This is a genomic window from Mycobacterium neumannii (genome assembly GCF_048452905.1).
Classification (GTDB): Bacteria; Actinomycetota; Actinomycetes; order Mycobacteriales; family Mycobacteriaceae; genus Mycobacterium; species Mycobacterium neumannii_B.
Window position 1 is genome coordinate 15027 of the sequence record NZ_JBCGVF010000005.1, and the last position, 12890, is coordinate 27916.

The 12890-nt window shown below is 68.9% G+C and carries 13 protein-coding genes and 1 pseudogene; 9 read left to right on the forward strand and 5 right to left on the reverse strand.

The annotated features are described in order from the left end of the window. Positions 1-25 precede the first annotated feature (25 nt). A complete protein-coding gene (locus tag AAHH99_RS16855; protein WP_066808023.1) occupies positions 26-172 on the forward strand; it encodes a DUF1059 domain-containing protein in 147 nt (48 codons plus the stop codon). Between the two features lie 158 nt (positions 173-330). Here the strand turns inward: AAHH99_RS16855 and AAHH99_RS16860 are convergent, their stop codons facing one another. After that, positions 331-1341, reverse strand: coding sequence for a hypothetical protein (locus AAHH99_RS16860; RefSeq protein ID WP_418769757.1), 1011 nt, complete (start codon positions 1339-1341; stop codon positions 331-333). Between the two features lie 66 nt (positions 1342-1407). Further along, positions 1408-1977 carry a hypothetical protein gene (locus AAHH99_RS16865; protein WP_418769758.1) on the reverse strand — a complete coding sequence of 190 codons (570 nt, stop codon included), beginning with the start codon at positions 1975-1977 and terminating at the stop codon, positions 1408-1410. A 175-nt stretch (positions 1978-2152) separates the two neighbouring features. Between AAHH99_RS16865 and AAHH99_RS16870 the strand changes: the two genes are divergently transcribed. After that, a complete protein-coding gene (locus tag AAHH99_RS16870) occupies positions 2153-3313 on the forward strand; it encodes a mannosyltransferase (RefSeq protein WP_418769759.1) in 1161 nt (386 codons plus the stop codon). Here AAHH99_RS16870 and AAHH99_RS16875 read toward each other — a convergent pair. Then, entirely contained in the window at positions 3291-3575 is a 285-nt protein-coding gene (locus AAHH99_RS16875) for a 4a-hydroxytetrahydrobiopterin dehydratase (protein WP_418769760.1), read from the reverse strand. The two genes, AAHH99_RS16870 and AAHH99_RS16875, sit on opposite strands and share 23 nt — an antisense overlap. A gap of 27 nt (positions 3576-3602) precedes the next feature. Here AAHH99_RS16875 and AAHH99_RS16880 point away from each other — a divergent pair, with 27 nt between their 5' ends. Continuing rightward, entirely contained in the window at positions 3603-3995 is a 393-nt protein-coding gene (locus AAHH99_RS16880; RefSeq protein WP_066808028.1) for a (deoxy)nucleoside triphosphate pyrophosphohydrolase, read from the forward strand. Here AAHH99_RS16880 and AAHH99_RS16885 read toward each other — a convergent pair. Beyond that, positions 3989-4252: a hypothetical protein gene (locus AAHH99_RS16885; protein WP_418769761.1), complete on the reverse strand. Its 264-nt coding sequence runs from the start codon at positions 4250-4252 to the stop codon at positions 3989-3991. The genes AAHH99_RS16880 and AAHH99_RS16885 overlap by 7 nt on opposite strands. A gap of 73 nt (positions 4253-4325) precedes the next feature. Further along, entirely contained in the window at positions 4326-4496 is a 171-nt protein-coding gene (locus AAHH99_RS16890; RefSeq protein WP_094292898.1) for a hypothetical protein, read from the reverse strand. A gap of 55 nt (positions 4497-4551) precedes the next feature. Here AAHH99_RS16890 and typA point away from each other — a divergent pair, with 55 nt between their 5' ends. The 6 genes and pseudogenes from typA to AAHH99_RS16920 all read left to right on the forward strand — a co-directional run. Next, positions 4552-6441, forward strand: a complete 1890-nt coding sequence (typA, locus tag AAHH99_RS16895; RefSeq protein WP_418769762.1) for a translational GTPase TypA — start codon at positions 4552-4554, stop codon at positions 6439-6441. A 50-nt stretch (positions 6442-6491) separates the two neighbouring features. Next, positions 6492-8354 carry an ABC transporter family substrate-binding protein gene (locus AAHH99_RS16900; RefSeq protein ID WP_418769896.1) on the forward strand — a complete coding sequence of 621 codons (1863 nt, stop codon included), beginning with the start codon at positions 6492-6494 and terminating at the stop codon, positions 8352-8354. A 57-nt stretch (positions 8355-8411) separates the two neighbouring features. Further along, complete coding sequence (gene mshB / locus AAHH99_RS16905; protein ID WP_418769763.1) at positions 8412-9302, forward strand: N-acetyl-1-D-myo-inositol-2-amino-2-deoxy-alpha-D-glucopyranoside deacetylase; 891 nt, start codon at positions 8412-8414, stop codon at positions 9300-9302. Between the two features lie 161 nt (positions 9303-9463). Next, the gene (locus tag AAHH99_RS16910; protein WP_418769897.1) at positions 9464-9856 is read left to right on the forward strand and encodes a hypothetical protein; all 393 of its coding nucleotides are present in this window, start codon (positions 9464-9466) and stop codon (positions 9854-9856) included. Between the two features lie 130 nt (positions 9857-9986). Then, positions 9987-12536, forward strand: coding sequence for a bifunctional FO biosynthesis protein CofGH (locus tag AAHH99_RS16915; RefSeq protein WP_418769898.1), 2550 nt, complete (start codon positions 9987-9989; stop codon positions 12534-12536). Between the two features lie 101 nt (positions 12537-12637). Beyond that, a pseudogene (locus AAHH99_RS16920) lies at positions 12638-12889 on the forward strand (YceI family protein); the annotation flags it as partial. Position 12890 lies beyond the last annotated feature (1 nt).

A 12890-nucleotide genomic window follows, 5' to 3' on the forward strand; every position in this document is an offset into this window, starting at 1 on the left:
TGGCGACCTATGCGAAGGTGGGGATATGAAGACGCACCTGAACTGCCCGTGTGGCGAAGCGATTGTCGGTAAGGACGAGGAGGACCTGGTCGAGAAGGCCCAGGCGCATCTGTCCGAGTCGCATCCCGGCCGCGATTACGACCGGGACGCGATCCTCTTCATGGCCTACTGATCCTGATTCCAAACCGACGCAATGGTCGATCGCGGGCGGGCGAATCAGCCGAAACGTCGGTTTGACGACTACTGATCCCGGCGAGCGACCGCATTTGCACGCGCCGGCGCGGCATGTCGCGGTGCAAACACGGTCGCTCGCGGGGGTTGAGGCAGACGTTACGGAACGACCGTCGAGCCGATCGTCGGCATGAACTGGCACTGCCGTTCGGTCGTCGTGACCTGTCCGAAGATCGTCGAGAGGATGCTGCCCGACCCCGTGTCGGCGATCGCCGTCAGAGTGGTCGGACCCTCGGGGTTGATATCCGAGCGCGGCTTGAGCGTGGCACTGCCCGACTTGCCGGTGGTCAGGTTGACCCAGGTGACGTTGAGCGGCAACTTCTGCTCGGCAGCGGGACCCGGTGTGCCGACCGCGGTGAACACGTAGGCGGTTTGGCCCGGACCGGGGCCCGGAGTCGGGATCTTCGCGGGGCCGGCCACCGAAATCGCGGTGGCGAGCACGTTTCCGCCGTCACCCAGGCAGCCGTTGCTGATCGACGGGTACATGAAGTCCTGCGTCGGCGGGGCGTCCGGACCGAAGCCGGGGCCGGGCGCCGCGGCCGGAGCCGGTGCGGGCGCTGGGCCCGGAGCCGGTGCGGCCTCCGGAGCCGGTGCGGGTGCTGGAACCGGTGCGGCCTCGGGTGCGGGCGCCGCGGCGACAGCCACCGGTGCAGTCGCAGGCACGGGTGCCGGAGCGGGTGCGGCCGCAGGTGCGGGCGGCACCTCCGGTGCGGGCACCGCTTCCGGTACGGGTCCGACAGCGTGAGCCGGATTGATCCCCGCCGGCAGATGCGCCTGCTCTCCCGGCACCGCGCCGGGCGCAGGGTTGTGCGCGACGAACTCGTTCACGGCGGTCGCGACGTTCCGCGACTCGGTGGGCGCGACCGCGTCACCGGCGAACACCGCGGCAGCGGCCATCAGCGTCGACGCGGCATTCGTCGGATCCGCGGCGGCCTGCTGGATCGCCGGGCTGATGCCCTGGACCGCAGTCAGGCCGGGTGCCTGCAGCCCGTCGATCGGCGCCGGGGGCGCGGGTTCGGCGGCGGCCACACCGGTCACGCCGCTGGCGAGCAGCGTGGCCGATGAGCCGATCGCGAGGGCGACGGTGGCGAACATCCTTCGAGCTGACATGGCTCCCTCAGAACGTGGTTGTAGTGGTCGTGTCTGCCAGTGGGTCGTTCGGTGTCGCCCCTCGGATCACGGAAGAGCCGACAGCGGCATCAACAGCGGCGCCACACCCGCGCTGGGCAGAGCCGGGGCAGCGGCAGGTGCGGCGACCGGGGCAGCGGCGGCGGGTGCGGCGGCCGCTGGCGTGGCCGCCTGGGCCGCGGCGGGCAGGAGGCCGGTCAGCGGCGTTCCCTCAGGCAGCAGCGAGGCCAACCCGGTCGGCAGGTTGGACAGCAGGTTGGCTGGGTTGGCCGGTGCGGCCGCAGGCGTCGCTGCGGGTGCCGCCGGTGCCGCGGGCATACCGGGCAGTGATGACGGCGGCTGCGGAAGGGTGACCGTCGCCGTCGCCGACGGAGGCGTCGCGGCCGGGGCGGCAGGGGCCTGAGCGGTGTTCAACAGCGATGTGAAGCCCTGCATGAGCTGCGTCGCGGCGGCCGGGTTCGACGCCAACTGCTGGATGAGCGGCAAGCCCGGCACGCTCGGCGCGGGCGCAGGCGCCGCGGGCTGGGCGGTGGCGGTGGCGCTCAGCGCCAGCGCGGCCGAGACCGCTCCCGCCGCGGCGATCATGGTGGTCGCGAACAGTTTTCCGGTGCTGCGCATGGTTCTCCCAATCAGTTGTGTCGGCACGTCTTCGCCCGAAGCTACGGAGTTACTGGTGTGACTCAAGTGACACGTGTGGCGGTGACTCAACCGTTACGCAAGCGAGGGGTTTCGGTGACCGGCGGATAGAGTCGGGCGGATAGACACCTCGACAAGCGCCCCGTCGACGTCGCGGATGGCTGCCCGACTGGCCGCTGCGGCGCCCGTGCTGTTGGTGATCAGCATCGCCGCGCGACTGGCGTGGACCTATCTGGTGCCCAACGGCGCGAACTTCGTCGACCTGCACGTCTACGTCGGAGGTGCCGGCACACTGAACCAACCCGGCGCGCTCTACGACTACATCTACGCCGAGCAGACGCCGGACTTCCCGCTGCCGTTCACCTATCCGCCGTTCGCCGCGGTGGTGTTCTACCCGCTTCACCTGTTGCCGTTCGGCCTCGTCGCGTTGTTGTGGCAACTCGGGATCATCGCCGCCCTCTACGGCGTGGTGCGCATCAGCCAGCGACTCCTGGGTTCCGGCGATCGGCGGATCGCGATGCTGTGGACGGCGGTCGGCATCTGGCTCGAACCGCTCCGCAGCACCTTCGACTACGGGCAGATCAACGTGGTGCTCGTGCTGGCGGTCCTCTATGCGGTGTACAGCACGCGGTGGTGGTTGTCCGGCCTGCTGGTCGGGGTCGCGGCGGGGTTGAAGCTGACGCCCGCGGTCTCGGGGTTGTACTTCCTCGGCGCGCGGCGATGGGGTGCGGTGATCTTTTCAGCGGTCGTATTCGTTGCGACCGTGGGGATTTCGGCCTTGGTCGTCGGCGACGAGACCCGGCGCTACTTCACCGAACTGCTCGGTGACGCCAATCGTGTCGGCCCGGTCGGCACGTCGTTCAACCAGTCGTGGCGCGGCGGGATATCGCGGATACTCGGGCACGACGCGGGTTACGGGCTCGCGGTCGTGGCGGGCATCGCGTTGACGGCTGTGCTGGCGATCCTGGCGTGGCGCGCAATCGGCGGCGCTTCGGATCGGTTGGGTGCGATCGTCGTGGTGCAGTTGTTCGGTCTGCTGCTGTCACCGATCTCGTGGACGCATCACTGGGTGTGGCTGATCCCGTTGATGATCTGGTTGCTGCACGGGCCGCTGAGCGCCCTGCAGGGCACGCGGGTGTTGGGGTGGGGGTGGCTGGCCCTGACCCTGATCGGCGTGCCCTGGCTGCTGAGCTTCGCGCAGCCCACGATCTGGGTGATCCCGCGACCGTGGTATCTGGCGTGGGCCGGGTTGATCTACATCGTCGCCACGCTGGCGACGCTGGCGTGGATCGCCGCTACTGGCCGACGATCCCGTTGATGTCCTTGGCCATCTCGAGGTCCTTCTCGGTGATGCCGCCCTCGGAATGTGTCACCAGTGCGAAAGTCACCGTCCGCCAGCGGATGTCGATATCGGGATGGTGATCCTTGGACTCCGCGTGCTCACCGACCCGGCGCACCGCGTCGATGCCGTCGAGAAACGCGGGGAACTTGATCGAGCGTCGCAGGGCGCCGTCGGCTCGCTCCCAGCCGGGCAGATCGGGCAGTGCGGCGTCTACTTGTTCGTCCGTTAACACAGCCATGGGTTCGACGGTATACCTTCGGTCGCGATGTCAGAGCAGATCGTGGTGGCCGGTGCGCTGATCGACGCCGGGGTGCTGCTGGTGGCGCAGCGCGAGCGGCCGCCCGAACTGGCCGGGCTGTGGGAGTTGCCCGGCGGCAAGGTGTCGGCAGGCGAGACCGACGAGGCCGCGCTGGCCCGCGAGCTACACGAAGAACTCGGCGTGGAAGTGACCGTCGGCGCGCGTCTGGGCGCCGACGTCGCGCTCGGACCGACGACGTCTCTGCGCGCCTACGTCGTCACCCGGACCGGTGGCACCCTGCATCCCAATGACCACCGGGCGCTGCGCTGGGTCACCGCCGACGAACTCGACGGCCTCGCTTGGGTTCCCGCCGACCGCGCGTGGGTGCCGGAGCTGCGCCTGGCGCTGGGGGGTCAGTAACGCAAGCCGTCGCGGACGACGCGCACCGCCGGTTGGTGATGCATCGCGTAGATGGGGTGCAGCAGCGCCGGATGCCGGCAGTGCACGCAGGATTCGCGCGATGCGGTGGTCGACGACAGCGTCAGGTGGTGACAGGTCGCGCATCGCACCACGAAAGCGGCGCCCATCCAGTTGAGCAGTCCGATGTAGATCGCCGCGACTGCGGCGGCCGCCAGCGCTCCGATGAGCACCACGGTGAGGATCTCGAAGATCATCATGACCCGTCTCCCTCCCTCGGGTAAGGAGGTCGACGGTAGTCACCGCACCTGCGCAAACGCTGTGTGCTCCGGACTACTTGATCTTGCGCGCCCGCTTGTGCACCTTCGCCAGGTCCTTGCCGCGCAGACCGTTGAGTTCCGCCTTGCGGACCTGGTGCACCACGACCGGGCAGCGCTTACACCGGGGCTTGCTGCGGCAGCACTTCTTCTTCGGCTTGAGGTCGGCGAGCTTGCTGGGCTTCAAGTGACGGACATCTCTCGTTTTCGTGATCGGCCGACCGCACTGCGACAATCTCGAAGTGGATTTTAGGAACGTCGCCATCGTGGCACACGTCGACCACGGGAAGACGACCCTGGTCGACGCCATGCTGCGTCAGTCGGGCGCGCTCACACACCGTGGTGACGACGCCACCGAGCGCATCATGGACTCCGGCGACCTCGAGCGGGAAAAGGGCATCACGATCCTCGCCAAGAACACCGCCGTGCACCGCCACCATGCCGACGGCAACGTGACCGTCATCAACGTCATCGACACCCCGGGACACGCCGATTTCGGCGGCGAGGTCGAGCGCGGGCTGTCCATGGTCGACGGCGTGCTGCTGCTGGTCGACGCGTCCGAGGGCCCGCTGCCGCAGACCCGCTTCGTGCTGCGCAAAGCGCTGGCAGCGCACCTGCCGGTGATTCTGGTGGTCAACAAGACCGACCGCCCGGACGCCCGAATCAGCGAGGTCGTCTCCGACAGCCACGACCTGCTGCTCGACGTGGCATCCGACCTCGACGAGGAGGCGCAGAAGGCCGCCGAGGAGGCGCTCGGGCTGCCGACGCTGTATGCGTCCGGCCGCGCAGGCATCGCCAGCACCACCGAACCCGCCAACGGTGAGAACCCGGACGGCACCAACCTCGACCCGCTTTTCGACGTGCTGATGGAGCACATCCCGCCGCCCACCGGCGACCCCGAAGCTCCCCTGCAGGCGCTGGTCACCAACCTCGACGCCTCGGCGTTCCTGGGCCGCCTGGCGCTGATCCGCATCTACAACGGCAAGCTGCGCAAGGGCCAGCAGGTCGCCTGGATGCGCGAGGTCGACGGCGTACCGGTCTTCACGAACGCCAAGATCACCGAACTGCTGGCCACCGTCGGCGTCGAACGCAATCCGACCGACGAGGCTATCGCCGGCGACATCGTCGCCGTCGCGGGCATGCCCGAGATCATGATCGGCGACACGCTCGCCGATCCGGACCACGCGCACGCGCTGCCGCGCATCAGCGTCGACGAGCCGGCCATCTCGGTCACCATCGGCACCAACACCTCACCGCTGGCGGGCAAGGTGTCCGGCCACAAGCTCACCGCGCGGATGGTGCGCAACCGCCTGGACCAGGAACTGGTCGGCAACGTGTCGATCAAGGTCGTCGACATCGGCAGGCCCGACGCGTGGGAGGTGCAGGGCCGCGGCGAACTGGCGCTGGCCGTGCTCGTCGAGCAGATGCGCCGCGAGGGTTTCGAGCTGACCGTCGGCAAGCCGCAGGTGGTGACCCGCACGATTGACGGCAAGCTGCACGAGCCGTACGAAGCGATGACCATCGACTGTCCCGAGGAGTTCGTCGGCGCCATCACGCAGCTGATGGCCGCACGCAAGGGCCGCATGGAGGACATGACCAACCACGCCGCGGGTTGGGTGCGGATGGACTTCGTCGTGCCGAGCCGCGGGCTCATCGGGTTCCGCACCGACTTCCTGACCATCACCCGCGGCACCGGCATCGCCAACGCGGTCTTCGACGGCTACCGGCCGTGGGCGGGGGAGATCCGCGCCCGGCACAGCGGCTCGCTGGTCTCCGACCGCAGCGGTCAGATCACGCCGTTCGCGATGATCCAGCTCGCCGACCGCGGCCAGTTCTTCGTCGAGCCCGGCCAGGACACCTACGAAGGTCAGGTCGTCGGGATCAACCCGCGCGCCGAGGATCTCGACGTCAACGTGACCCGGGAGAAGAAGCTCACCAACATGCGCAGCTCGACGGCCGACGTCATCGAAACCCTGGCCCGGCCGCTGGAACTGACCCTGGAACAAGCCATGGAGTTCTGCGCAGAGGACGAATGCGTCGAGGTCACCCCCGAGGTCGTCCGCGTGCGCAAGGTGGAGTTGAACGCGAGCCTGCGCGCCAGGGCCAAGGCGCGCGCGAAGGCCCGCGGCTGAAACCGACGGTCGCCGATCGGGCGGGTGCCTCAAAGTTGCCCGATACCCTGTTGGGCGTGCCCGGCCCCCGACGCGTCATCGCCATGTTGTCCGCGATGGTGACACTGTTGGCCGCCTGCACCGTCAGCCCGCCGCCCGCGCCGCAGAGCACCGACACGCAGCAGCAGCCGCCGCCTCCTCCGTTGAAGGCGACGCAGATCATCATGGCGATCGACTGGATCGGCCCCGGCTTCAATCCGCATCTGCTGTCCGATCAGTCGCCCGTCAACGCGGCGATCAGCTCGCTCGTGCTGCCCAGTTCCTTCCGGCCCATCGCCGATCCGAAGACCCCGACCGGGTCGCGGTGGGAGCTCGACACCACGCTGCTGGACTCGGCAGAGGTGACGAGCCGAGACCCGTTCACCGTCACGTACAAGATCCGCCCCGAGGCGTCGTGGACCGACAACGCGCCCATCGCCGCCGACGACTACTGGTACCTCTGGCAGCAGATGGTCAGCCAGCCCGGGGTCGTCGACCCGGCGGGCTACGACCTGATCACCGGCGTGCAGTCGGTCGAAGGCGGCAAGACCGCGGTCGTGACGTTCTCGCAGCCGTATCCGGCGTGGCGCGAGTTGTTCAACGACATCCTCCCGGCCCACATCGTCAAGGACGTGCCTGGCGGGTTCGCGGCGGGCCTCGCGCGGGCGCTGCCCGTGACCGGCGGTCAGTTCCGCGTCGAGAACATCGACCCCCAGCGCGACGAAATTCTGCTGGCCCGCAACGACCGGTACTGGGGTCCTCCGGCGAAACCCGATCAGGTGTTGTTCCGCAGGGGTGGCGACTCGGCGGCGCTGGCCGATTCGATTCGCAACGGTGACACGCAGGTCGCCCAGGTGCACGGCGGGTCGGCCGTGTTCGCCCAACTGTCCGCGATCCCCGACGTGCGCACGGCGCGGATCGTCACGCCGCGCGTGATGCGGTTGAGTCTGCGGGCCCAGCAGCCCGCGTTGCGGGATCCGCAGGTCCGCAAGGCCGTTCTGGGCCTGCTCGACGTCGACCTTCTGGCCGCCGTCGGCGCAGGTGACGACAACACGGTGACGTTGGCGCAGGCGCAGGTGCGCTCGCCGTCAGATCCCGGTTACGTCCCCACCGCCCCGCCCGCGATGGCCAAGGAGGACGCCCTCGGGCTCCTGGCCGACGCGGGCTACGAGCTGGAACCGGTCGTGACCAGTGCGCCGCTCACTCCCGGGAGCCCCCCGCCGGACGGTGACCGCGGGCGCATCGCCAAGGACGGTGAGCCGTTGGCGTTGGTGATCGGGGTGGCGGCCAACGACCCGACGTCGGTGGCCGTGGCCAACACCGCAGCCGATCAGCTGCGCAACGTCGGCATCGCGGCATCGGTGTCGGCGCTCGACCCGGTGGCGCTGTACGCCGAGGCGCTGCCCAACAACCGGGTCGATGCGGTGGTGGGCTGGAATCACGCGGGCGGGGATCTGGCCACGTCGCTCGCGTCGCGCTACGGCTGCCGCGCGCTGGAGGCGACGCCGGTGGCGACGGCCGAACCCGGCCCCCGGACCACGCCTCCCGCCACCCCGACACCGAAGACGACGCGGCCCACACCGACGGCCACGACGCCGAGCCCGCAGCCAGAGCCGGACTCGGACGAGCTGGTCCAGGCGCCGAGCAACATCACCGGGATCTGCGATCGCAGCATCCAGCCGAAGATCGACGCCGCGCTCGACGGCAGCGACGACATCGCCGATGTCATCACCGCCGTCGAACCGCGCCTGTGGAACATGGCGACCGTGCTGCCGATCCTGCAGGACACCACGATCGTGGCGTCCGGTCCGAGCGTGCAGAACGTCAGCCTGTCCGGCGCCGTGCCGGTCGGCATCGTCGGCGACGCCGGCGAATGGGTGAAGACCAAGCAGTAGCGCCGCGCCGGGACACCTGGTGAAAATGTGTTCCGGGCGGCAGGCAAGCTGGTGCGAATGGAACGCGATGATCACAGCGATGGGCGGCTGTTGTTCGTGCACGCCCATCCCGACGACGAGACGCTGACCACCGGCGCCACGATCGCCCACTACGTCTCCCGCGGCGCGCAGGTGCGCGTCGTGACGTGCACGCTCGGCGAAGAGGGCGAGGTCATCGGCGAGCGGTGGGCGCACCTGGCCGTGGACGAGGCCGATCAGCTCGGCGGGTACCGCATCGGCGAGTTGACCGCGGCGCTGAACGCGCTGGGCCTCGACGAACCGGAGTATCTCGGCGGTGCCGGGCGCTGGCGCGACTCTGGAATGGCGGGCACACCGCGGCGGCACCACGAGAGGTTCATCGACGCCGATCCCGCCGAGGCCGTGGGCGCGCTGGTCGAGGTCATCCGCGAGCTGCGCCCGCACGTCGTCGTCACCTACGACCCGCAGGGCGGCTACGGACATCCCGACCACATCCACACCCACGAGGTGACAATGGCCGCCGTGGCCGCCGCCGAAGGGCCGGAGTTTCCTGGCGAGCCGTGGGCCGTGCCGAAGGTCTACTGGGCTGTGACGTCCAAGGACGCGATCGCTGAAGGGCTCGCCAGGATCGACGATGCGCCCTCCGAGTGGACCCGAGTGACTGTGGACGAGGTGCCGTTCGGCTATCCCGACGACGAGATCGACGCGGTGATCGAAGATTTCGAACAGTTGAGCGCAAAGGTGGCGGCGATGCGCGCGCACGCCACGCAGATCACCGTCGCCGCGGACGATCGCTCGTTCGCGCTGTCCAACAACATCGCGCTACCGGTCGGGGGCGTCGAGCACTACATCCTGGCCGCGGGTTCGGCCGGTGAACGCGACAGTCGAGGGTGGGAAACCGACCTCCTCGCCGGACTGGACCTTCAATAGCGGCGCCGAGAGGGAGTAAGCTCGCCCGCAGTCGGCGGCGCGACGAAGGGACGGCACATGGATCCAGATCTCGATCCCAACCTGCAGCACTGGCAGGACCGGTTCGACAGCCTGCAGTGGGTGATCGGTTCCCTCACCGGCATGCTGGACAGCATCCCGACCTGACCTCGCTCACTACCACCGCCGGGCCTCGAAGCGTGGCGGTCCTGACGCTGCTGGCCATCGATGGGGTGTTGTGCGCCATCGCTTCGGCCTTCTTCCTTCCGCTCCGCCTGGGATCCGTTCCTTTTCCGATCAGCGCGCTGATCGCCGGCCTGGTCAACGCCGCGCTGGTGTGGGCCGGGTTGCACTGGACCACGTCGCCGCGGGTCGCGGCCCTTCCGTTGTGGACCTGGCTGTTGACGGTGGGGCTGATGACGCTGGGTGGACCGGGAGACGACCTGATCTTCGGCGGCGCCGGCGTGCTGGAGTTCGCGGCGCTGCTGCTCATCGTGCTCGGCACGCTCCCGCCTGCGGCGGTGCTGCGGGCGTACGTGAAGCGAGGACTAGGGTGACCCGTATGTCAGGCGTACGGCACGCGCAAGCGGTTTCACCATGTGAGACCGGATCTGAGTCGGAGGGGATGAAACTCTTCGGCGGCGGGGTTACAGGGGAGTGGCTCTGAACCCTCAGCGCGGCGCCGATCTGCCCGACCCGGTGATCTCATCGAAGCCCGATCAGCCCAGTCCTGCGGCGCTGCGGCGGGTACTGCGACGCGCACGCGACGGGGTGGCGCTCAACGTCGACGAAGCCGCGATCGCGATGACCGCTCGCGGCGATGACCTCGCCGACCTGTGCACCAGCGCCTCACGGGTGCGCGACGCCGGACTCGAGGCGGCAGGGCGGCGCGGGCCCTCGGGACGGCTTCCGGTCAGCTACTCGCGCAAAGTCTTCATTCCCGTCACGCATCTGTGCCGTGACACCTGCCACTACTGCACGTTCGTCACCGTCCCCGGCCGGCTGCGTGCGCAGGGCAAGGGCATGTACATGGAGCCCGACGAGATTCTCGACGTCGCGCGGCGCGGAGCCGAATTGGGTTGCAAGGAGGCGTTGTTCACGCTCGGTGACCGCCCTGAGGCGCGGTGGGACGAGGCCCGACAGTGGCTCGACGAGCGGGGTTACGACTCCACGCTGGACTACGTGCGCGCGATGGCGATCCGCGTCCTCGAAGAGACCGGGCTGCTGCCACACCTGAATCCCGGCGTGATGAGTTGGTCGGAACTGTCCCGGCTCAAGCCGGTCGCACCGTCGATGGGCATGATGCTCGAAACCACCTCGCGGCGGCTGTACGAGACTCGCGGCGCGGCTCATTACGGCAGCCCGGACAAGGACCCCGAGGTTCGGCTGCGGACCCTGGCCGACGCGGGTCGGCTGTCGATCCCGTTCACCACGGGCCTGCTCGTCGGGATAGGTGAAACGCTTGTCGAGCGGGCCGAGGCCATTCACGCGATTCGTCGGTCGCACAAGGAGTTCGGGCACGTTCAGGAAGTGATCGTGCAGAACTTTCGGGCCAAGGACCACACCGCGATGGCCGCATCGCCGGACGCGGAGTTCGAGGACTTCCTGGCCACCATCGCGGTCACCCGTCTGGTGCTGGGACCGAAGATGCGGGTTCAGGCACCGCCGAACCTCGTGTCGCGCAACGAGTGTCTGGCCCTCGTCGGGGCTGGGGTCGACGACTGGGGCGGTGTCTCGCCGTTGACCCCCGACCACGTCAACCCCGAACGCCCGTGGCCTGCACTCGACGAGCTGGCCGCGGTGACCGCCGACGCCGGCTACGACCTGGTGCAGCGGCTCACCGCGCAGCCGCAGTACGTGCTGGCGGGTGCGGCGTGGATCGACCCGCGAGTGCGGGGCCACGTCGACGCGCTTGCCGACCCCGACACCGGTTTCGCGCTGGACGTCAACCCAGTTGGGCGGCCGTGGCAGGAGCCCGATGAGGCGTCGGAGTCGTTGGGCCGCACCGACCTTCACTCCGCGATCGACGACGCCGGGCGGCTCACCGAGACCCGCAGCGACCTCGACAGCGCGTTCGGCGATTGGGAGTCGATCCGGGAGAAGATTTCCGAACTCGCGGCCAGGGCACCCGAACGCATCGACACCGATGTGCTGGCGGCGTTGCGCGCCGCCGAACGCGATCCGGCCGGGCTGTCGGATGACGCGTACCTGGCGCTGGCGTGCGCCGACGGTCCGGCATTGGACGCGGTTGGCGCGCTTGCCGATTCGCTGCGTCGCGACGCCGTGGGCGACGACGTCACGTTCGTCGTCAACCGCAACATCAACTTCACCAACATCTGCTACACCGGCTGCCGGTTCTGTGCTTTCGCACAGCGTAAAGGCGACGCCGATGCGTACTCGCTGTCGGTGGACGAGGTCGCCGACCGGGCGTGGGAGGCGCACGTCGCGGGCGCGACCGAGGTGTGCATGCAGGGCGGTATCGACCCCGAACTGCCCGTCACCGGCTACGCCGATCTGGTGCGCGCGGTGAGGAAGCGCGTGCCGTCGATGCATGTACATGCGTTCTCGCCGATGGAGATCGCCAACGGTGTCACCCGCAGCGGCCTGTCGATTCGCGAATGGCTGACGTCGTTGCGCGAGGCGGGGTTGGGCAGCATCCCGGGCACCGCGGCAGAAATTCTCGACGACGAAGTGCGATGGGTGCTGACGAAAGGCAAGCTGCCGACGTCGATGTGGATCGAGGTCGTGACGACCGCCCACGAGGTCGGTCTGCGATCCAGCTCGACGATGATGTACGGCCACGTCGACCAGCCCCGACACTGGGTCGGCCACCTACGGGTATTGCGCGAAATCCAAGACCGTACGGGCGGGTTCACGGAATTCGTGCCGCTGCCGTTCGTGCACCAGAGCTCGCCGCTGTACTTGGCCGGCGGCGCGCGGCCGGGCCCGACACACCGCGACAATCGCGCCGTGCACGCGCTCGCGCGCATCATGCTGCACGGCCGGATCTCCAACATCCAGACCAGCTGGGTCAAACTCGGCGTCGAGCGCACCCAGGTGATGCTCACCGGCGGCGCCAACGACCTCGGCGGCACCTTGATGGAGGAGACGATCTCGAGGATGGCCGGTTCGGAGTTCGGCTCCTACAAGACGGTCGAGGAACTCGTCTCGATCGCCGAGGGCATCGGCCGCCCGGCGCGCCAGCGTTCCACGACGTACGCCCCCCTCGCCGCCTAGCTTTACTTCCGCGAGCGACCGTGTCTGCACCCCGACACGCCGCGTTCCGGCGACATTCTGCGGTCGCTCGCGGCCTGAAACGGGCCTGAAAGCGCGGGCCCAACGGCGACGCCTATTTCGTCGATGGCGACTTCACGCTCAAGGGCGTCACCAAGCCGATCACCCTCGAAGTCGAGTTCAACGGCGTCAACCCCGGCATGGGGCAGGGCGAGGTCGCCGGCTTCGGGGCCTCAGTTGTGCTGAACCGCAGAGACTTCGGCATCGACATCGACATGCCGCTCGAGACCGGCGGCGCGGTCGTCGGCGACAAGGTCACCGTCACACTCGAGATCGAGGCCCTCAAGCGGGCCTGAC

Coding starts and splice junctions, on each gene's coding strand:
- AAHH99_RS16855 (WP_066808023.1), top strand. CDS start 26: ATGAAGACGCACCTGAACTGCCCGTGTGGCGAAGCGATTGTCGGTAAG.
- AAHH99_RS16860 (WP_418769757.1), bottom strand. CDS start 1,341: ATGTCAGCTCGAAGGATGTTCGCCACCGTCGCCCTCGCGATCGGCTCA.
- AAHH99_RS16865 (WP_418769758.1), bottom strand. CDS start 1,977: ATGCGCAGCACCGGAAAACTGTTCGCGACCACCATGATCGCCGCGGCG.
- AAHH99_RS16870 (WP_418769759.1), top strand. CDS start 2,153: ATGGCTGCCCGACTGGCCGCTGCGGCGCCCGTGCTGTTGGTGATCAGC.
- AAHH99_RS16875 (WP_418769760.1), bottom strand. CDS start 3,575: ATGGCTGTGTTAACGGACGAACAAGTAGACGCCGCACTGCCCGATCTG.
- AAHH99_RS16880 (WP_066808028.1), top strand. CDS start 3,603: ATGTCAGAGCAGATCGTGGTGGCCGGTGCGCTGATCGACGCCGGGGTG.
- AAHH99_RS16885 (WP_418769761.1), bottom strand. CDS start 4,252: ATGATGATCTTCGAGATCCTCACCGTGGTGCTCATCGGAGCGCTGGCG.
- mshB (WP_418769763.1), top strand. CDS start 8,412: ATGGAACGCGATGATCACAGCGATGGGCGGCTGTTGTTCGTGCACGCC.